Raw genomic sequence first — 19,154 nt, forward strand, 5'->3', positions numbered from 1 at the left:
GATACATTTTGAGGTTAAATCATTCAAATTTGGAATAATATGATACTAATGACGCCCGCCAAATGGTGGTTTTGCAAACCAAATTACAATAAACAATCCTAAGAATCCCATAGCTGATAGCCAAAATATTTCATTTGCGCCAATAATAAATCCTTGAGATGTTATTTGTTGAGCGAGGTAAGCTGAAGTTTGGGTATCACTTAAACCAAATTGATTCATTTGATGGTAAAAACTTTGGGAAATTGGGTTATAAGGATTAATGTGTTCTGTTAATTGAGTATGGTGAACAGCTTCACGGTTATACCACATAAATGTGGTCAAAGACGTTCCGACAGAACCCGCTAAAGTTCTCAAGAAGTTAAATAAGCTAGAGGCTGAAGCCATTCTATGCGCAGGCAAACCAGATAACGTTATTGTGGTAAGTGGCATAAAGAAACAGGCCACAGCCAAACCTTGCACTAATTGTGGTAAAGCCACATCAGCAAAAGTCATTGATGGCTCGAAAGTCACCGCTCGCCAATAAAATGTTATTGCATATACAATAAAACTTATTGTCACTAAAACTCGCATATCGATCTTATAACCGAAACGCCCAATAATCGGTGAAAGCAAAATTGGGAATAATCCAACTGGGGAAGCCGCAAGCCCTGCCCACGTCGCAGTATAATGGAAGACTTGTTGCAGCAAGAGCGGAATTAATACCACAGAACCTAGATAAATCAAAAAGGCTAAACTAGTACATAAACACCCTACGCTAAAATTACGAGAATGGAAAAGGGAAATATCTACCACAGGATTGTCATCTGTTAGTTCCCAAATAATTAATGCAATCAGACAAACCGCAGCAACAACAGCTAATATAATGATTTCATTAGAATTAAACCAATCTTGCTCACGGCCCTGATCAAGCATTAATTGCAAACATCCCACGCCTAAGACAAGTAAAATTAAACCGACTTTATCAATAGGTTGATGAACAATTTCACTTTCTCGGCTACCCAAAATTTTCCAACTGATTAGCACAACTAGCAAACCAATCGGAACATTAATAAAGAATATCCATCCCCAATGGATATTATCGCTAATCCATCCGCCTAAAATTGGGCCAAAAATAGGCGCAACCACAATAGTCATTGACCAAAACGCCAATGCCATTCCGCGTTTTTCTGGTGGATAATTATTTAATAATAAACTTTGCGAAAGAGGGATCACCGGGCCTGCGACAGCACCTTGAATGACACGAAAAATAATTAATGCCTCAAGACTATCTGCAATCCCACAGAGCCAAGAAGAGACAACGAATAAAAAAGTTGAAACTAAAAATAACCGCACTTCGCCAAAACGTTTTGCTAACCAACCTGTTATTGGAATAGAAATCGCATTTGCCACACCAAAAGAAGTAATTACCCACGTACCTTGACTAAAAGATGCACCAAGATCGCCCGCAATAGTAGGAATCGCCACATTTGCAATGGTAGAATCTAATACCTGCATAAAGGTGGCGAGAGATAAAGCCAGCGTCAATAAAATCAGGGCACCACCTTGAATAGGTGGGAATTTTTTTACCGAATTGTCCATAACGTCGCCTTAATGGCTGTTTTGCTGAATGATAGATTCAATCAAATCTTCTACCGCACTTTCATCATATTTAAGTGTATCAGTAGCAAATAAAGTTTTCGGTTCTGATTTTTCTCGCAACATTGGACCAGATGAATCTGCAATTCTTACTTTTGCCGTTGCAGAAAGACCAATTCGTAATGGGGTTTCAGCAAATTGTTGTGGCTCTAATTTAATTCGCACAGGTACACGTTGCACCACTTTAATCCAGTTACCCGTAGCATTTTGTGAAGGTAAGAGAGAAAACGCATTACCAGTACCCATTTCAATGCCATTTATCACGCCATCAAATTCTTTATTTTTACCGTATAAATCAAAATGAATTTTCACTGGCTGGCCAATGCGCATATTCGTTAATTGGGTTTCTTTGAAGTTAGCTTCTAACCACATTTGTTCATTAGAAACCACCGCCATTAATGCACTGCCCACTGAAACGGCTTGCCCAACTTGAGCATTACGACGCGCTACATACCCATCAATTGGGCTTCTAATTTTTGTACGTTGTAAATTCAACCAAGCCTGTTTGAGCGAACTCATTGCATTCTGTATTTGCGGTTGTTGGCGTAATGGAACGTTACTCAATAAAGCCTGATTGGCCGCTAATTGGTTTCTAGAGGAATTTAAATTTGCTTTAGAGAGTTCAACGGCTTCTTTTGCATGTTGGAAAGATTCTTTATCAATCGCACCCATTTTTTCAAGTTGAACTCGGCGCGCCAAATTGCCTTGTGCTTGAGCTAAAGAAATTTCATTGGCGTGCACAGCTGATTGCAATTGCTGAACAGTAAAACCCAGTTGTACAATCTGACGAACAGCATTGGCGAGATTACTTTTTGCTTGTTCAAAACTAAGTTTTGCATTGGTATCATCCAATTCAACTAGAATATCACCTGCATGGACTTTATCCATATTGTCTGCATTAATCTTCGCTACATTACCCGCAACTTGTGATGACACCATCACTTGATTTCCACCCACATAAGCATCTTCTGTTTCTTCAAAATCTTTCAAGAAGAAAAACCAATACAAAGTACAAGTAATACTTAAAATAAGTAAAATAACGATAAAAATACCGAGACTTTTTTTACGTTTTGCCTGATTAGGAATATCAGATTGTTTAATTTCAGCCATAAATTAATCCTAAATTAGGAATAGCGCTCAAAAATTAACTCATTAAAAAAATTTAAAGCTAATCTTTAAACGCTATCGAAGATCGAAGTGCTTCATTATGAAACTTTATAAAAAGGAACTCAATATAAATAAAGTTTAAAATAGTTTTTTTGAATTGATTTAATAGATTTCAATCGTCGAAACCTTTCTGTATGATACCCAAGAAATTTATTTCAACCAAACGATTATTTACTTTACAAGGAGTATTCTATGAGTTCTCAATGTCCTTTTTCACATTTAAGTAGCTCTAATCTTACCATGGGTAACGGTGCCCCTGTTGCCGATAACCAAAACAGCTTAACAGCAGGACCTCGCGGCCCATTACTTGCACAAGATTTATGGTTAAATGAAAAACTAGCAGATTTTGTGCGTGAAGTAATTCCTGAGCGCCGTATGCATGCAAAAGGTTCTGGTGCTTTTGGTACCTTTACTGTCACACACGATATTACTAAATATACTCGTGCAAAAATTTTCAGTGAAGTTGGTAAAAAAACAGAAATGTTCGCGCGCTTTACCACTGTTGCGGGTGAACGAGGTGCAGCAGATGCTGAACGTGATATTCGTGGTTTTGCATTAAAATTCTATACTGAAGAAGGTAACTGGGACTTAGTGGGTAACAACACTCCGGTATTCTTCTTACGTGATCCACGTAAATTCCCAGACTTAAACAAAGCAGTAAAACGCGATCCTCGCACTAATATGCGTTCAGCAACGAACAACTGGGATTTCTGGACATTATTGCCGGAAGCGTTACATCAAGTTACTATTGTAATGAGCGAGCGTGGTATTCCAGCAAGCTATCGTCATATGCATGGTTATGGTTCACACACCTATAGTTTCTGGAATGAAGCTGGTGAACGTTTCTGGGTTAAATTCCACTTTCATACTCAACAAGGTATCAAAAATTTAACCGATGCAGAAGCTGCTGCAATCATCGCCAATGATCGTGAAAGCCACCAACGTGATTTATATGAAGCAATTGAACGCGGTGACTTCCCTAAATGGAAACTATTTGTACAGATCATGCCTGAAGCTGATGCTGAAAAAGTGCCTTACCACCCATTTGACTTAACAAAAGTATGGCCGAAAAAAGATTATCCATTAATTGAAGTAGGTGAATTTGAACTTAATCGTAATCCAGAAAACTTCTTTGCTGATGTAGAGCAATCTGCTTTTGCACCAAGCAACTTAGTTCCAGGTATCGGTGCAAGCCCAGACAGAATGTTACAAGCACGCTTATTCAACTATGCCGACGCACAGCGTTATCGTTTAGGCGTAAACTATCGTCAAATTCCGGTTAATCGTCCACGTTGTCCAGTACACAGCAACCAACGCGATGGTCAAGGCCGTGTTGATGGTAACTACGGAAGTTTACCACACTATGAACCAAACAGCTTCAACCAATGGCAACAACAACCTGATTTTGCAGAACCACCTCTTCGTATTAATGGTGATGCTGCATTCTGGGATTATCGCCAAGATGATAATGACTACTTCAGCCAACCACGTGCATTATTTAACTTAATGAATGCTGAACAAAAACAAGCATTATTTAATAATACTGCAGCGGCAATGGGGGATGCGCCTGACTTCATCAAATACCGTCATATCCGTAATTGTCACTGGTGTGATCCAGCATACGGCGCTGGTGTTGCAAAAGCATTAGGATTAACAGTAGAAGATGCATTAAAAGCTCGTGATACTGATCCCGCATTAGGACAAGGTGGATTGTTATAATTGTAATCAGTTTTTACTGATAAAGAAAAACGGGAGTGACGTGCTTCCGTTTTTTATTTGCCTATAAATTTAGACATGAAAATGATACAATCCGCAAAATTTTATAAAAAGGAACTATGAATGGCTCGTAAGAAAAAAACACGTCGCATCACTGATGTTATGCCAATCCGTAAAGCGGATAAGAAACCCGAAATCTCCAACTCTCGTCCAGGAAAAAAACTCATACGTTATGAATTAGATGCCAAAGCACGTGAAGATAAGAAAAAACGAAAACATAAAGGTTTAGCATCTGGTTCTCGTCATAGCGCGATAGAAGACAAAACGAACAAAATCCAACAAGAAATTAAAGATCCTAAAATTGGTAGCAAGAAAAAAGTACCATTAATTGTGGAATTTGTTAATAAACCAGAAAAAGGACAAACGATTCCTGTCGTAAAACAGGTGAAAAAGTTAGATCCAATGCAAGAGCTTGAAAAGCTTGAAAATAATGAGATTCTGAATGAATTATTAGATGCCTTAGATGAAGGTAAAGCAATTACCAAAGCAGATCAACAATTTGTGGATGAATGTCTCGAAAGAATTGCCGAATTAATGGAAGAACTAGGCATTGAAGAGGAAGAAGAAAACGAAGATGATTTATACCGCACTTTTGAACGTATTGATATTAATCAATTTAGATAATCTATGATTTGGATCATTATTTTAAGTATTGTTGCACTTATTGTTGTTCTAGGGTTAAGTGGATATGCAATTCGTTTACTAAAACAGCTAAAACAACAAAACATTATGATAGCTAAATCCAAAGCGATAAGGGAAGCCCGCTTAAAGGAAAGTATTGAAATCATTGCTCGAGCAATGCAGTCTGGCGAATGTAATCACTCAGAGGGTGTAATTCGCCTTACCATGTTATTAATGCCCTTTGGTAAAACGCTTACTCCATACCCCAGTATGGCGCAATTACATGAAATCGTACATAACATGCCAACTCATGATGCTCGTAAACAATTAGAAAAAAAAGAAAGAATGCGTTTAGATTTTGCACGTGAAAGAGCTGAAGCCAAATTTGAACACGAAATTAAAGAAGAATTACGTCAGTTTTTAGACGATATTAAACAGATTGGAGTGATTTAATGTCAGAAATTATTTGGGATAGCGCACTTATTCAAAAATACAATCAATCAGGCCCGCGTTATACCTCCTATCCTACAGCCCTAGAATTTAATGAAAATTATACTGAGCAAGATTTTGAAGCCGCCGTAAAACGCTATCCAAATCGTCCGCTCTCTTTATACGTTCACATTCCTTTTTGCCACCAGCTCTGCTATTTCTGTGCCTGTAATAAAGTGATCACTCGCCATCAACATAAGGCTGATATTTATTTAGATTACCTTGAAAAAGAAATTAGTGCGCGCTCAGCATTATTTAAACATCGTCTCGTTACCCAAATTCACTGGGGTGGCGGTACACCCACCTATCTGAGTGAAACCCAATCAGCTCGTTTAATGGCAATGCTAAAAAAACATTTTACAGTATCTGAGACAGCTGAAATTTCAATTGAAATCGATCCTCGTAGAATTGAACTTTCTATGCTTGATCATCTACGTCACCTTGGTTTTAACCGCATGAGCATGGGTGTACAAGACTTTAATAAAGATGTGCAAAAAGCGGTAAATCGTGAACAAGATGAAGATTTTATTCATGCATTGTTAGATCACGCTAGAGAATTAGGCTTTCAATCAACTAACCTTGATTTAATTTACGGTTTGCCATTACAAACTGTAGAAAGTTTTATGTTCACTCTTGAAAAAGTAATTGCACTCAATCCAGATCGATTAAGTGTGTTTAATTATGCGCATTTACCAAGTCGCGTACCTGGGCAAGCAAAAATTAAAGAATATCAACTGCCCGCACCAGAAACAAAACTAACCATTTTGCAAAAAACGATCGAAACACTAGGTAATGCAGGTTATAAATTTATTGGTATGGATCACTTTGCTAAACCCCATGATGAACTTGCCATTGCGCAGGACCAAGGCGTATTGCACCGAAACTTTCAAGGCTACACAACTCAAGAAGAATGTGATTTATTAGGGCTTGGAGTGTCTTCTATTAGCTTATTAGGTGACACTTACGCACAGAATGAAAAAGACTTAAAGCGCTATTATGCCCTCATTGAAGAACAAGGCAATGCTCTACATAAAGGATTAGCATTAACACAAGAAGACTGCTTACGCCGTGATGTTATTAAACAATTAATTTGTAACTTTAAACTCGATTTCGCACCGATCGAGGCGCAATATAACATTCAGTTTGCCACTCACTTTGCCGAAGATTTAGCACTATTAAAACCATTAATCGATGATGAGCTTATCAAACTCACTCATACGGGTCTCCAAGTTTCGCCAAAAGGAAGGTTATTAATTCGTAACATCTGTTTGTGTTTTGATACTTACTCACGTGAAGCAGCAAAACGTCAGCAATTTTCAAGAATAATATAACAAAAAAGTGCGGTAAAAATTTTACCGCACTTTGTCATTTATGGATGCAACAAATTATAAATATTCCTTTTAACACTTGTACTAATATTAAATAATTCTCTTGCTATCACTGTTTTTAATGTCTTGACTTTCTTCTGCTTTTCAAAAATAGTTGATTCAATTTCATAATCTGCCTCTAAGCAAAACGGTACAATTGCATAAGGTGGAACTTTATTTTCAAAAAAGCGATCCATTGTAACATCTACAGTTAAATACCATTCTTGGCTTTGCGCTAAAAATTTCTTAGCCGCTTTAGGTGTTAAATAATAACCTGTCGCACCAATAAAACCTTTACTAAATTGATAAACAGAGAAATGCCCAAAATCCGCCACTAATTTTCTTTTATTTTTTAAACGATCAGGCTGTAGCCAGAAAAACTCAAAGGTATTTTTCTCACTATTAATAAAATCAAGCACGTCTAGAAAATTATCTTTAAACTTAGCATCATCTTCCAACACAATAATAGGGCTATCTAACTCAACACATTTTTCCCACATTGAATAATGGCTAGCATAGCACCCTAGTTGATTGAGCGTGAGTGGATACCCTTTCACATTCAGTCTCTTCTTCTCATTATAACGTTGGAATAAGGGGTGATTCGGATTTTCTTTTCCATTAATTGCCTTAAAGAAATGAATAGCCTGCTCTGTGTTATCCAAAAATAATCGATCAAACTGAGCCTGCATATAAGCTCTACGATCAGTAGATTTTTCTAGGTTAATAATATAGATAGGCAATTTTTTCATTTTAGTCTCTTTAACTTTCTTATTAAATATCTGACATGATACCATACTGAAATAAATTTATTACCATCCTTCCAAAAGTATTTAGATGCTTTTTTTAACCCTAATGTTGTATCAATATTTTCAAATTCTTGCTTTTTCCAAAATGATCTACTTTTATAATAATTATAGATTCTATTGTAGCCAGATATCGACCAAGGTTTATGAGGCCCAATAAAATGGACTAAAGAAACTAATTTACATTCTTCATAAAAATCTTCCCTAGATAGTTTTAACCATTTTTGGTAGTTAAACTTTTCTGATAAAAATACAACAGAACTATTATTTAATATCAGGTTCAGTACATCCTGATCTGGATAAACATAAGAACTCATACCAATTAAACTAAGAAATTTCTCTGTGATTTTATTATTAACCCATTCACTAGTATTTATATACATTACTCCAGAATTAAAATATATTGATTCTTTATTAAAGCCTAATTCATATAGCCTATATAAATGATATTCTTCTATTGTATCAGGTACAGCTGCTACAACCTTTTTAGATAAATTGGTAGAGAATATTTCAGATATAGATCCAACACATATAACATCCGTATCTAAATACAAAAAAGTATCTACTTTTCTATGTAAAATATAAGGGATAAGCAGCCTATAATACATACCTTTTGAAAAATGTTGAGTCGTTTGTAACCCCTCAACAATACTATCGTCTAACCAGTAAAAGAAAATATTTATATTTTTATATGGCAATAATCTTATTCTGTTTAAATCTAATATATCAATCTCATTAACAAATATATGAAAATTATACTTCTCATGAATGTTATTCTCTAAAATTGATAATATTGATATACCGATATATTTAGAATACTTAAAATCTGATGAGAATACTATATTATTATGATTATTATTATGATTAATAACCAAATCTAATCTTTTATTAACTAATTTAATATTACTAAACATAATCTATCTAAATGGTACTATATATTTTTTTCTCTTTCTCTTATATAAGAGTCTCTTAGGTTTAGTTATTAATCGAAAGAGATGTTCTATTAATGTTTTCTTTGAATTTTTAACTTTATTATCTTTTAATATTTTATAACGTTCATCTTCTAACTGACTATATAAAACACTTTTACTCTTTTTCCATTGTAATTCTTGAATACTTATAGCTGGTATAATTTGGTAACTATATACATTATCTAAATTCAGAAAATCTCTAAATGCCAAAATATCAATCGCATCAATATCATCCGATGCAAGCCTGGACATTTGCCTAAACAAACTGATAACTGCATTTTTGGATATAACGTATGCAGCTAATCCATACTGCTCTTCGACTAATTTTAAAATCAACCTACTCTTAAATGATGAGATCTTTACATTTTCACATTTGGCTGGTTTCAAAAAAGTTTCAAATCTCAAAATAAAACTATCATCTGAAGTAAATCGCTCCTTTAACCATTCATCTTCAGCTAAAAATGAATAAGCATCTTCACCTAGCAATACATCATCTTCAAAAATATATATATAAGGAAGGTTTTCATCTATGCATTTTTTCCATAGCATATAATGACTCATAAAACACGCTTTCTCCCCTTCTGAAAGTTTAGCATGAGCAAGATTTGGTAAATAAGTTTGAATGAGTTGATTAAGGCACTCTGATGGGGTTATAGCGTCATAGAACTCAAAAGGAATATGATGTTTACCAAATTCTTTGATGATATGTTCTCGACGTTGAGAAGCAGATGAAAGGCTTATAACATAATTGGTATGCATAGGTATTTCTTATTCAATTTAGATTTAACTATTTTATACGTTCTCTAGATAAAACAAAACCCCACCATTTGGCAGGGTTTCGAAGCAAGTTCAAATTATTTTGTGCTTGGAATTTTGAAACGGCTGTTAAAGCGTTCAACACGACCGCCAGTATCTACAACACGTTGTTTACCTGTGTAGAATGGGTGGCAATTACCGCACACATCAAGGTTGATATCTTTGCCTAAAGTTGAACGAGTTTTGATCACGTTACCGCAAGAGCAGGTTGCCGTGATTTCTTTATATTCTGGGTGAATACCTTGTTTCATAGAAAACCTCAAAATGAAGCCACGCCGCTATAAGAACTTTCTCCTTACACCGCGTGAGTTAATAATACGCCATATCTGGCACCAAATAGGCTGTGAATTATACTGAAAAAACATAGATAAACAAGCCCAATTTTAGTGTAGAATCAAAAACATTCTTAACAAAGCTTTTCCTTATGCAAGCACAATCTTCAATCCATACCTCTTTTGCCAAATCTGTTTTGGCTTGGTACGACAAATTCGGGCGTAAGAATTTGCCTTGGCAACAAGATAAAACGCTCTATGGAGTATGGCTTTCTGAAGTAATGCTACAGCAAACACAAGTAGCCACTGTTATACCTTATTTTAAGCAATTTATAAAAACATTCCCCTCTATTACCGCACTTGCTAATGCATCACAAGACGAAGTCTTACATTTATGGACGGGCTTAGGCTATTATGCGCGCGCACGTAACTTACATAAAGCAGCCCAAAAAGTGCGGGATGAATTTAATGGGAATTTCCCAACTAATTTTGAACAAGTATGGGCATTGCCTGGCATAGGGCGTTCCACAGCGGGTGCTATTTTATCTTCCGTTTTAAATCAACCTTACCCCATTTTAGATGGTAATGTAAAACGTGTACTTGCCCGATACTTTGAGGTGGAAGGCTGGACGGGTGAAAAAAAAGTGGAAAATTACCTGTGGCATTTAACTGAACAAGTCACGCCTGTAACACGCGTTGCTGACTTTAACCAAGCGATGATGGATATTGGTGCAATGGTATGCACACGAACAAAACCAAAATGTGAACTTTGCCCTTTAAATGAGGATTGTTTGGCGAATAAACATGAAAGTTGGGATCAATTTCCAAATAAAAAACCTAAAAAAACCCTACCAGAAAAAGAGACCTATTTTTTAATATTATCAAACAAAGGAAAAGTTTGGTTAGAACAAAGAGAAAATTCGGGGTTATGGGGAGGATTATTTTGCTTTCCTCAATTTGAGGATAAATCAACGTTATTGAACCACCTCATACAAGAAGGTATTTCCCATTATCAATCCTGGCCAAGTTTTCGACATACTTTTAGTCATTTTCATTTAGATATTCACCCAATTTACGCAGAAGTTAATGATAATTTACATATTGAACAAGAAAACGATGATTGGCGTAAAATCACGGAAAACCCAAAAGAATATCAATCAAATCTATCCAGTGCGGTCAAATATTGGTATGATCCGCAAAATCCTGAACAGATCGGGCTTGCTCAACCGGTAAAAAATCTTTTAATTCAATTTGTAAGGAATCATTATGGCAAGAACAGTATTTTGTGAATATCTTAAAAAAGAAGCAGAAGGTTTAGATTTCCAGCTCTATCCTGGTGAACTCGGAAAACGTATTTTTGATTCAATCAGCAAACAGGCTTGGGGAGAATGGATCAAAAAACAAACGATGCTGGTTAATGAAAAAAAACTCAATATGATGAATACCGAGCATCGTAAATTATTAGAACAAGAAATGATCAATTTTTTGTTTGAAGGAAAAGATGTGCATATTGAAGGTTATGTTCCACCATCAAATTAATTGCCTGTAACACAATGAAAAAGTATTTATTATTAGCATTACTGCCTTTTTTATATGCTTGTAGCGACTCTCCGAACCGCAGTATTAATTACGATGAAGCCTTTGCAAAAGATACACAAGGTTTAGACATTCTTACTGGACAATTCTCACATAATATTGATCGTATTTGGGGTGTAAATGAATTATTAGTGGCCAGCCGTAAAGATTACGTAAAATATACCGATTCTTTTTATACTCGTAGCCACGTAAGTTTTGATGAAGGTAATATTGTCATTGAAACACAACAAGACCTTAATCGCTTGCATAATGCAATTGTTCATACGTTATTAATGGGAGCAGATGCAAAAGGAATTGATTTATTTGCCTCAGGTGACGTTCCTATCAGTTCTCGTCCGTTTCTGTTAGGACAGGTGGTAGACCACCAAGGTCAGCAAATTGCAAATCAATTTATTGCAAGTAATTTTGCAACTTATTTGATCCAAAATAAATTACAAACACGCCGCCTACAAAATGGTCATACCGTGCAATTTGTTGCAATTCCTATGATTGCAAACCACGTGGAAGTCCGCGCTCAGAAATATTTACCATTAGTTCGTAAGGCCTCTGAACGTTATGGCATTGATGAAAGTCTGATCTTAGGTATTATGCAAACAGAATCAAGCTTTAACCCTTATGCAATTAGCTATGCAAATGCTATTGGTTTAATGCAAGTTGTTCCACGCACTGCGGGCCGTGATGTATTTGCTATGAAAGGGAAAAGTGGGCAGCCATCAGAGCATTATTTATACGATCCAGCAAATAATATTGATTCGGGCGTCTCTTATTTATGGCTTCTTCAAAACCAATATTTAGATGGCATTACCAATCCGACATCAAAACGCTTTGCTATGATTTCTGCTTATAATAGTGGTGCTGGTGCGGTGTTGCGTGTATTTGATAATGATAAAGATGAAGCGATTTATAAAATCAATCAAATGTATCCGGAACAAGTTTTCCGCATTCTGACAACAGCTCATCCATCTGCTCAAGCACGAAATTACCTATTAAAAGTAGATCAAGCACAGAAAAAATTCCGTGTAAGACGATAATACAGTCCTTTAATCATAACCAAATGCTCGTTGAACCGTTTCAACGAGCATTTTTTATAAAAAGATGACTGTGAAATGAATAAGCAAGTTATGAATTTTAGTTGTTTTAATAAACACTTTGATGATTAACTATCCAAATAAAACAGTTTTTTCATTTTTTTTAAATTTAGTTATTGACCGACTCTCGAAAAAATAGTTTAATACGCTCCGTTGTCAGGCAGTAGCCGATAATGATAACGCCTCGATAGCTCAGTCGGTAGAGCAGGGGATTGAAAATCCCCGTGTCGGTGGTTCGATTCCGCCTCGAGGCACCATTTCCTCCTTAGTTCAGTCGGTAGAACGGTGGACTGTTAATCCATATGTCGCAGGTTCGAGTCCCGCAGGAGGAGCCAAATTCTAAAAAGCCGCTAAAGAAATTTAGCGGCTTTTTGCTATCTTTTATTTTTTAAGGGTATACAAATGAAAAAATTTTTTGCGTTTATGGGCCTTGCTGTATTTGCCTCTTCCACTTTTGCAACAAATCCTATTAATCTTCGTGACGAAATGATAATTATGTCCCAACGTTTAGTATTAGCATCAAAAGCCTCTTCATCAGAAGAATTCCAAAATAACATAAGCGCATTTATTAATGCTGCCGAACACTCAAAAGTAACCATGCCGACAAAATGGAACGGAGATCAATCTCAATTTCCTGGTTATCAACAAGGTATTCAAAAAGTGATTGATGTAGCCACAGAGGCCTCTAATTTAGCTAAAGAAGGCAAACTTGATGCGGCTAAAACAAAGCTATATGAAATGTCAGAATTACGACAAATGTACCATAAGTTATATAAGTAATAAAATGTAACGTTTTATTATAAAAATTCACCGCACTTCTCTTGAAATCCCCCCTATAATGGTGTTAAATCAATACATATTATGGGGTTATATATCTAAACTATGTGTCAATTACTCGGAATGAACTGCAACACACCAACGGATATCGTCTTTTCTTTTGAGGGATTTCGTCGTCGTGCAGGGTTAACAGATTGCCATTCTGATGGCTTTGGTATCGCTTTTTTTGAAGGGCGTGGCGTACGTGTTTTTCGTGATAATCATCCTGCAAGTAACTCGCCTATTGCAGATTGCGTCAAACAATACAAGATTAAATCACTAAACGTTATTGCTCATATTCGTAAAGCAACTCAAGGTGATGTTAATATCGAAAACACCCATCCTTTCATTCGTGAAATCTGGGGGGAGAACTGGGTATTTGCGCATAATGGTAATTTAAAAAATTTACCTGATATGAGTAACTACTTTTTACAACCTATTGGTTCTACTGATTCTGAGGCTGCTTTTTGTTACTTAGCAGAATATCTCAAAAATACCTACCGCCAAAAACCTAGCGAAATGGAAATTTTTGAGGCAATTCAAAAAGTGACAAAAGAGCTAGCTCAACACGGTACGTTCAACTTTATTTTATCCAATGGTGAATGGATGATTGCTCACTGCTCCACTAACCTGCATTATTTAATGCGAAAAGCGCCTTTTGGAAAAGCACATCGTATTGATGACGACGGCGTCATTGATTTTAGCGATTATGCGAAAGAGGGCGATAAGGTAAACATCATTACAACCTTTCCACTTACCAAAGATGAAACCTGGACAAAAATGGAAAATGGCGGATTTGTTTTTTTTAAAAATGGAGATAAAATCGCTGAAGTCATCGGTACACCCAAAGCAGCAAAAGCAGCAATTGATGATGGCACATTAGGTAATAGAACAATCTAACTATTTTCTAGTCAGAATAAAAGTGCGGTTAAGTTTCATTGATTTTAACCGCACTTTTATTTTGTCCTATATACCTTTATTTTTATTACTGAAGCGTAAAACTAATCGGCACATTTAATCCCGAAGGAAATCCAGCAGGTCTTGCACCAACAGGGCTCGCACTATTCACCGCATCAAGCGCCGCATTATCTAAACTTTCATCACCGGATGACTGAGTTATATGTGCACCAATTAATGAACCGTCACCCGAAACATTAAAGGATACGCTGACTTTACCCTGTTTACGCATCATTTTTGCCCTAGTTGGATAACGTTTATGACGTTCAATTTCACGGCGAATTGCTGAACGATAAGCGGCTATTTCACTCGAATCAGTCCCTGAACCAGCTACTTGAGCATTGCTATTAGCTGTACTCGTTGTTGTCGCTTTTGCATTAGCATTCGCAGTAGAATCAATATTTTTATCACCCTTTGGTAAATCTTTATTAATAGGCTTATCTTGAGGTTTAAGCTCTTTCTTAGGTTTATCCTTTGGTTTTTCTTTAGGCTTTTCCTTAGGCTTAGGCTTTTCTTTTTCTGGCTCTTTAATTTTTTTAGGCTCTGGCTTCACTGTGGGATCTTCCACAACCTCTGTCTTCTCCGGCTCAGGTTCTTTCTGCATATTTTGAGGCTCAGGTGCAGGCTCTTCCATAACCATTCCCTGCACCATTTCCATAGAAATGCTCGTTGCAATGTCTCCTGTGGCATTATTGGCGCTATCACTTTGTTTATTCCAAGTCCATAAAAGTAAACCAACAATAATGCCATGTACCAATAAAGAAACTAGCAAACCTAAGAGCGAACGTTTTGTTTGCTGCATAATGATTCCTTAAGGTGCGGTAGAAATAGATTGAGTAGAGAGGGGAGCCCGGCCACTTTTTCCCTGCCCTTTGTCTTTCATTGAAACAATCGCAACATTTTTAATATCATTTTTAGCAAGCATATCTGTGATTGTTACAAAATCCTGAAAAGATGCTTCTGCATCAATCTTCAAGGTGACTTTCTGCTCCTTATTCCAGCGTGCAACCTCAGCCTCAAGAGCCTCTTGCGAAATAGGTTTATCATTAAAATAGAGTTGTTTATCCGCTGTAACCGTTAATAATTTAGCGAGATCATCAGATTTGAATGCCACAGCAGTACTCGCCTTTGGCACATTTACTTGAATTTTACCTTGAGAAATAAATGATGCTGTAATCAAGACGACAGCAAGTAACACCAACATAATATCGATAAAAGGGATAATGTTGATTTCATCAAATTTTTTCACAGACTATTCCTTATCTTTTGGTTCGTTTAACATTTTCCATTTCAAACGATTAACTTCTACCTTACGTCCTAAACCGTTATAAAATACCATAGAAGGAATTGCGACGAGAATCCCTAATGCTGTTGCTTTTAACGCAAGTGAAAGATGCATCATAATAATGCCTGCATCAATATCACCACCACCGTGGCCAATTTGATAAAAAGTAAGCAAAATTCCGATAACCGTTCCGAGTAATCCAACATAAGGCGCATTAGCTCCAATTGTTGAAATCGTGGTCATGTTACGATTCAAATCAATATCTAACTCATGAATAGTTGAGTAATGCGCAACATTAACTTTACGTAAAAAAATATAACGCTCGGTTACCATTGCTAACATCGTCACACTCATCAGTAGCAGTAAACCAATAATGATAAAATCACTGTATTGTTGTAAAAAATCAAAAAGCTGTAACATTTTTCAGTCCTTATTATTTGAGAATTTTATTGGAAATATAATTGAGAATGAATTTCAATTTTAGAGAATTTTAGCAAAGCTAGGATTAGACGTAAATATGGAACTAAAAAATAATGCTTTTTTACCGCACTTTACATAAAGCGCGGTAAGTTTTGAAAAAGGTTTAAAGATTTTTAAGATAATCTACGATAACTTGGTGATGAACTGTAGTTTTAAATTTATCAAATACATGCATAATTTTTCCATTTTCATCAATTAAAAAACTGACTCTATGAATACCGTCATAGGTTTTTCCCATAAATTTCTTCTCCCCCCATACGCCAAACATTTCTGCGACTTGATGATCAGGATCTGAAAGTAGCGTAAAATTAAGTGCTTTTTTCTCAATAAATTGCGCCAATTTTTTCGGCATATCTGGGCTAATCCCCAATATAACAAGCCCTAATTCATCTAACTCAGACTTGCTATCACGTAATCCACATGCTTGACTCGTACACCCAGGGGTAAGTGCTTTAGGATAAAAATAGACAAGCACTTTTTTCCCCCTAAAATCACTTAAAGAAATAGGACTTTCTTGTTGATTCAATAATGTAAAAGCCGGTGCTTGGTTTCCCTCAATCAATCTATTCATAAAAGACTCCTTTGAAAAAAAAGATTTGCAAATTAAAGCCATTTTAGCGACTATAGAGAGCTATACCAAATAATAAAATCAAAAAGATAAACGGAGGTTCTATGTCAGCTCAAAATCCTTTATTTTCTGGCAGTATTGTGGCTCTTGTCACACCGATGAATAACTATGGCGAAATTGATTTTGCTTGTTTAGAAAAATTAGTTGAGCATCATATTGATGCCGGATCTAATGCACTTGTTTCTGTAGGAACAACAGGTGAATCTGCCACATTAAGTATTGAAGAAAATGTAAAGGTTATTGAGAAGACAGTAGAATTTGCGAAAGGACGTATTCCAATTATTGCAGGGGCTGGCGCAAACGCTACTAGTGAAGCAATAACGATGACAAAATTATTACGCGATAGTGGTGTCGCCGGTTGTTTATCTGTCGTGCCTTACTATAATAAGCCGACTCAAGAAGGTATGTACCAACATTTTAAAGCCATTGCTGAATGTACCGATCTACCACAAATTCTTTACAATGTACCAGGACGTACTGGTAGTGACATGAAACCTGAAACAGTTGCTCGTTTAGCCCAGATTAAAAATATTGTAGGTATTAAAGAAGCAACAGGCGATGTAAGTCGTGTAACAAAAATTAAAGCACTTGCAGGTCAAGATTTCATTGTTTTAAGTGGCGACGATGCAACTAGTTTAGAAGCAATGAAATTAGGTGCTGAAGGGGTTATTTCCGTTACTAATAATCTTGCTTCAAAAGATATGGCTGATATGTGTCGTTATGCACTTTCAGGTGATTTTACTAAAGCCGAAGAAATTAATGCTCGCCTGATGCGCTTACATAATGATTTATTTATTGAATCCAATCCAATACCAGTTAAATGGGCAGCTTATCGTTTAGGTTTAATTAAATCTCCTCACTTACGTTTACCGCTAACCATATTAAGCGAAAACGTTCAACCCAAAGTAGAAGAAGCATTAAAATTTGCGGGATTATTATAAATAAAATAAGGGGCAGATCATTGTCCCATATTTTTATTATCGCAAAAGTATTATTGATTTTTCGTTTATTTTATAGGATTCTAAACATGAAAAAAATAATATTAGGTTTGGCTGCAACTGTTGTGCTAAGTGGTTGTTCATCTGATCCAGAAACGCTAAAAACCGCTAATGATACATTCCAAAAATCAGAAGCCAGTATTCCAGGTTTCTCTCCATTAGCAACAGGAGGCGTTAACTTACCTGTTGCAGACAACACTTATGCATTACCTAATATTGCCTTCAAAAAAGGGGAAAATATCGATATTCGTCCACCATCAATACCATTAGCAATTATTCAAAATTCATTAACACAATTTGATGGAGAACGAGCCCTTATAGTATATCCAGAAGAACAAACAAGCATCTATAATTTAAAGCAAGTTGAACGTCTACTGAAAGAAGAAAATATTTCATCCACTGTTCAGGGGAGTGTTTTAACGACGGATTGGTCACCAACTGATCGTATTGGAGATAAAAATGTCGAAATTAAATATCAAATAGAGCATGTTACCGATCGCCGCTCTAGTGCACTTGCCGTATCGGTGTTACAAACACGTCGTGATGGTATCATCTTCACACCAAGTGTGTCTGAAAAACAGCGTTATACCTCTGATCGTCTGAATCGTCTCATATATTCATTAACATCAGCTTATACAAAACAACAGCAAGATTTATCTAACGCTTCTGTAGGGGCTATTTCATCGCACATTATCCAAGATCTAAATGGTCAAATCGCTTTAGCAATGAATACGACATTTAACCAAGCATGGGAAAAATTAGGCTATGCCTTACCTAAAGTGGGTTTTGCGATTAAATCTGAAACCTCTGGCAGAGGATATCGCGAATTGAAATATTCCTCTTTAAATAAAGAAGACTGGCTACGCTTAGGTATCGAATCCCCCAAAATAGATAACGGTATTTACAATATGCAAATCTCGGATCATGGCAAACAAAGTTCAATGGTTATCTCTGATGAAAAAGGGCATTCACTTTCTGGAAATGATGCAAGAAAGATCTATCAGGCGATAAGTAATATCATATCAAGATAAAGAAAAACCGCACTTTAAAGTGCGGTTTTATTTTTCATTCTTTCTAGCTAAAAATTACGCTAATTTTTTGATTTGTGCAGCTAATTTAGATTTGTGGTTTGCTGCTTTGTTAGCGTGGATTAAGCCTTTAGAAGCCATACGGTCAACAACTTTTTGCATTTCAACGAATGCTGCTTCAGCTGCTGCTTTTTCACCTGCTGCTACTTGAGCATATACTTTTTTGATGTAAGTACGCATCATAGAGCGTTGGCTTGCGTTGTGTTGGCGGCGTTTTTCAGATTGAACCGCGCGTTTTTTTGCTGACTTGATATTAGCCAAGGTCAAACTCCTAAAATTTCTGTTGATTGATAGACAAAAT

General features: G+C 36.2%; 22 protein-coding genes and 2 tRNA genes. 13 read left to right on the forward strand and 11 right to left on the reverse strand.

All coding sequences use genetic code 11. The annotated features are described in order from the left end of the window. Window positions 1–45: 45 nt before the first annotated feature. Window positions 46–1,578: a DHA2 family efflux MFS transporter permease subunit gene (locus KP713_RS05810; RefSeq protein WP_215770103.1), complete on the reverse strand. Its 1,533-nt coding sequence runs from the start codon at window positions 1,576–1,578 to the stop codon at window positions 46–48. A gap of 9 nt (window positions 1,579–1,587) precedes the next feature. After that, window positions 1,588–2,745, reverse strand: coding sequence for an EmrA/EmrK family multidrug efflux transporter periplasmic adaptor subunit (locus tag KP713_RS05815; protein WP_215770104.1), 1,158 nt, complete (start codon window positions 2,743–2,745; stop codon window positions 1,588–1,590). A gap of 249 nt (window positions 2,746–2,994) precedes the next feature. Here KP713_RS05815 and KP713_RS05820 point away from each other — a divergent pair, with 249 nt between their 5' ends. The 4 genes from KP713_RS05820 (at window position 2,995) to hemN (ending at window position 7,019) form a co-directional block, all read left to right on the forward strand. Then, window positions 2,995–4,521, forward strand: a complete 1,527-nt coding sequence (locus KP713_RS05820) for a catalase (protein WP_215770105.1) — start codon at window positions 2,995–2,997, stop codon at window positions 4,519–4,521. 120 nt (window positions 4,522–4,641) lie between these two features. Beyond that, the gene (yihI, locus tag KP713_RS05825; protein ID WP_215770106.1) at window positions 4,642–5,202 is read left to right on the forward strand and encodes a Der GTPase-activating protein YihI; all 561 of its coding nucleotides are present in this window, start codon (window positions 4,642–4,644) and stop codon (window positions 5,200–5,202) included. Between the two features lie 3 nt (window positions 5,203–5,205). After that, window positions 5,206–5,652 (forward strand): DUF2489 domain-containing protein, encoded by a 447-nt coding sequence (locus tag KP713_RS05830; protein ID WP_140529429.1) that lies wholly within the window; start codon window positions 5,206–5,208, stop codon window positions 5,650–5,652. Continuing rightward, a complete protein-coding gene (gene hemN / locus KP713_RS05835; RefSeq protein WP_215770107.1) occupies window positions 5,652–7,019 on the forward strand; it encodes an oxygen-independent coproporphyrinogen III oxidase in 1,368 nt (455 codons plus the stop codon). The genes KP713_RS05830 and hemN overlap by 1 nt, the downstream gene beginning before the upstream one ends. A gap of 38 nt (window positions 7,020–7,057) precedes the next feature. On the opposite strand, the gene KP713_RS05840 is transcribed toward hemN, so the two are convergent. The 4 genes from KP713_RS05840 to rpmE form a co-directional block, all read right to left on the reverse strand. Beyond that, entirely contained in the window at window positions 7,058–7,804 is a 747-nt protein-coding gene (locus KP713_RS05840; protein WP_215770108.1) for a glycosyltransferase family 25 protein, read from the reverse strand. Continuing rightward, entirely contained in the window at window positions 7,801–8,772 is a 972-nt protein-coding gene (locus KP713_RS05845) for a glycosyltransferase family 8 protein (RefSeq protein ID WP_215770109.1), read from the reverse strand. Before KP713_RS05845 ends, KP713_RS05840 begins: the two co-directional genes overlap by 4 nt. 3 nt (window positions 8,773–8,775) lie before the next feature. Next, window positions 8,776–9,588 carry a glycosyltransferase family 25 protein gene (locus KP713_RS05850; RefSeq protein WP_215770110.1) on the reverse strand — a complete coding sequence of 271 codons (813 nt, stop codon included), beginning with the start codon at window positions 9,586–9,588 and terminating at the stop codon, window positions 8,776–8,778. Window positions 9,589–9,683: 95 nt separating this feature from the next. Beyond that, a complete protein-coding gene (gene rpmE, locus KP713_RS05855; protein WP_005625828.1) occupies window positions 9,684–9,896 on the reverse strand; it encodes a 50S ribosomal protein L31 in 213 nt (70 codons plus the stop codon). 173 nt (window positions 9,897–10,069) lie between these two features. Here rpmE and mutY point away from each other — a divergent pair, with 173 nt between their 5' ends. From mutY to KP713_RS05890, 7 genes are all read left to right on the forward strand, one after another. After that, window positions 10,070–11,206 carry an A/G-specific adenine glycosylase gene (mutY, locus tag KP713_RS05860; protein ID WP_215770111.1) on the forward strand — a complete coding sequence of 379 codons (1,137 nt, stop codon included), beginning with the start codon at window positions 10,070–10,072 and terminating at the stop codon, window positions 11,204–11,206. Then, window positions 11,184–11,456: an oxidative damage protection protein gene (locus KP713_RS05865; protein WP_048952712.1), complete on the forward strand. Its 273-nt coding sequence runs from the start codon at window positions 11,184–11,186 to the stop codon at window positions 11,454–11,456. The genes mutY and KP713_RS05865 overlap by 23 nt, the downstream gene beginning before the upstream one ends. A gap of 14 nt (window positions 11,457–11,470) precedes the next feature. Continuing rightward, window positions 11,471–12,544: a membrane-bound lytic murein transglycosylase MltC gene (gene mltC, locus KP713_RS05870; protein WP_065265466.1), complete on the forward strand. Its 1,074-nt coding sequence runs from the start codon at window positions 11,471–11,473 to the stop codon at window positions 12,542–12,544. 238 nt (window positions 12,545–12,782) lie between these two features. Further along, a tRNA-Phe gene (locus KP713_RS05875) sits at window positions 12,783–12,858 on the forward strand. A gap of 2 nt (window positions 12,859–12,860) precedes the next feature. Then, a tRNA-Asn gene (locus tag KP713_RS05880) sits at window positions 12,861–12,936 on the forward strand. Between the two features lie 67 nt (window positions 12,937–13,003). Next, window positions 13,004–13,381 carry a cytochrome b562 gene (locus KP713_RS05885; protein WP_215770112.1) on the forward strand — a complete coding sequence of 126 codons (378 nt, stop codon included), beginning with the start codon at window positions 13,004–13,006 and terminating at the stop codon, window positions 13,379–13,381. 102 nt (window positions 13,382–13,483) lie between these two features. Further along, the gene (locus tag KP713_RS05890; protein WP_215770113.1) at window positions 13,484–14,317 is read left to right on the forward strand and encodes a class II glutamine amidotransferase; all 834 of its coding nucleotides are present in this window, start codon (window positions 13,484–13,486) and stop codon (window positions 14,315–14,317) included. Between the two features lie 85 nt (window positions 14,318–14,402). Here the strand turns inward: KP713_RS05890 and KP713_RS05895 are convergent, their stop codons facing one another. From KP713_RS05895 to bcp, 4 genes are all read right to left on the reverse strand, one after another. Continuing rightward, window positions 14,403–15,176, reverse strand: a complete 774-nt coding sequence (locus tag KP713_RS05895; RefSeq protein WP_215770114.1) for a TonB family protein — start codon at window positions 15,174–15,176, stop codon at window positions 14,403–14,405. A gap of 9 nt (window positions 15,177–15,185) precedes the next feature. Next, entirely contained in the window at window positions 15,186–15,623 is a 438-nt protein-coding gene (exbD, locus tag KP713_RS05900) for a TonB system transport protein ExbD (protein ID WP_215770115.1), read from the reverse strand. A gap of 3 nt (window positions 15,624–15,626) precedes the next feature. After that, window positions 15,627–16,079 (reverse strand): TonB-system energizer ExbB, encoded by a 453-nt coding sequence (gene exbB / locus KP713_RS05905; protein WP_215770116.1) that lies wholly within the window; start codon window positions 16,077–16,079, stop codon window positions 15,627–15,629. Between the two features lie 163 nt (window positions 16,080–16,242). After that, window positions 16,243–16,710, reverse strand: a complete 468-nt coding sequence (bcp, locus tag KP713_RS05910; RefSeq protein ID WP_215770117.1) for a thioredoxin-dependent thiol peroxidase — start codon at window positions 16,708–16,710, stop codon at window positions 16,243–16,245. A 101-nt stretch (window positions 16,711–16,811) separates the two neighbouring features. Between bcp and dapA the strand changes: the two genes are divergently transcribed. Both dapA and bamC read left to right on the forward strand, forming a co-directional pair. Beyond that, window positions 16,812–17,708 carry a 4-hydroxy-tetrahydrodipicolinate synthase gene (gene dapA / locus KP713_RS05915; protein WP_065265469.1) on the forward strand — a complete coding sequence of 299 codons (897 nt, stop codon included), beginning with the start codon at window positions 16,812–16,814 and terminating at the stop codon, window positions 17,706–17,708. A gap of 86 nt (window positions 17,709–17,794) precedes the next feature. Then, window positions 17,795–18,796 carry an NlpB/DapX family lipoprotein gene (bamC, locus tag KP713_RS05920; protein WP_215770118.1) on the forward strand — a complete coding sequence of 334 codons (1,002 nt, stop codon included), beginning with the start codon at window positions 17,795–17,797 and terminating at the stop codon, window positions 18,794–18,796. Window positions 18,797–18,850: 54 nt separating this feature from the next. Here bamC and rpsT read toward each other — a convergent pair whose 3' ends face one another. Next, window positions 18,851–19,114 (reverse strand): 30S ribosomal protein S20, encoded by a 264-nt coding sequence (gene rpsT / locus KP713_RS05925; protein WP_005548279.1) that lies wholly within the window; start codon window positions 19,112–19,114, stop codon window positions 18,851–18,853. Between the last annotated feature and the right edge of the window lie 40 nt (window positions 19,115–19,154).

Source organism: Haemophilus sp. SZY H36 (assembly GCF_018829625.1).
In the GTDB taxonomy this organism is placed as follows: Bacteria; Pseudomonadota; Gammaproteobacteria; order Enterobacterales; family Pasteurellaceae; genus Haemophilus; species Haemophilus haemolyticus_K.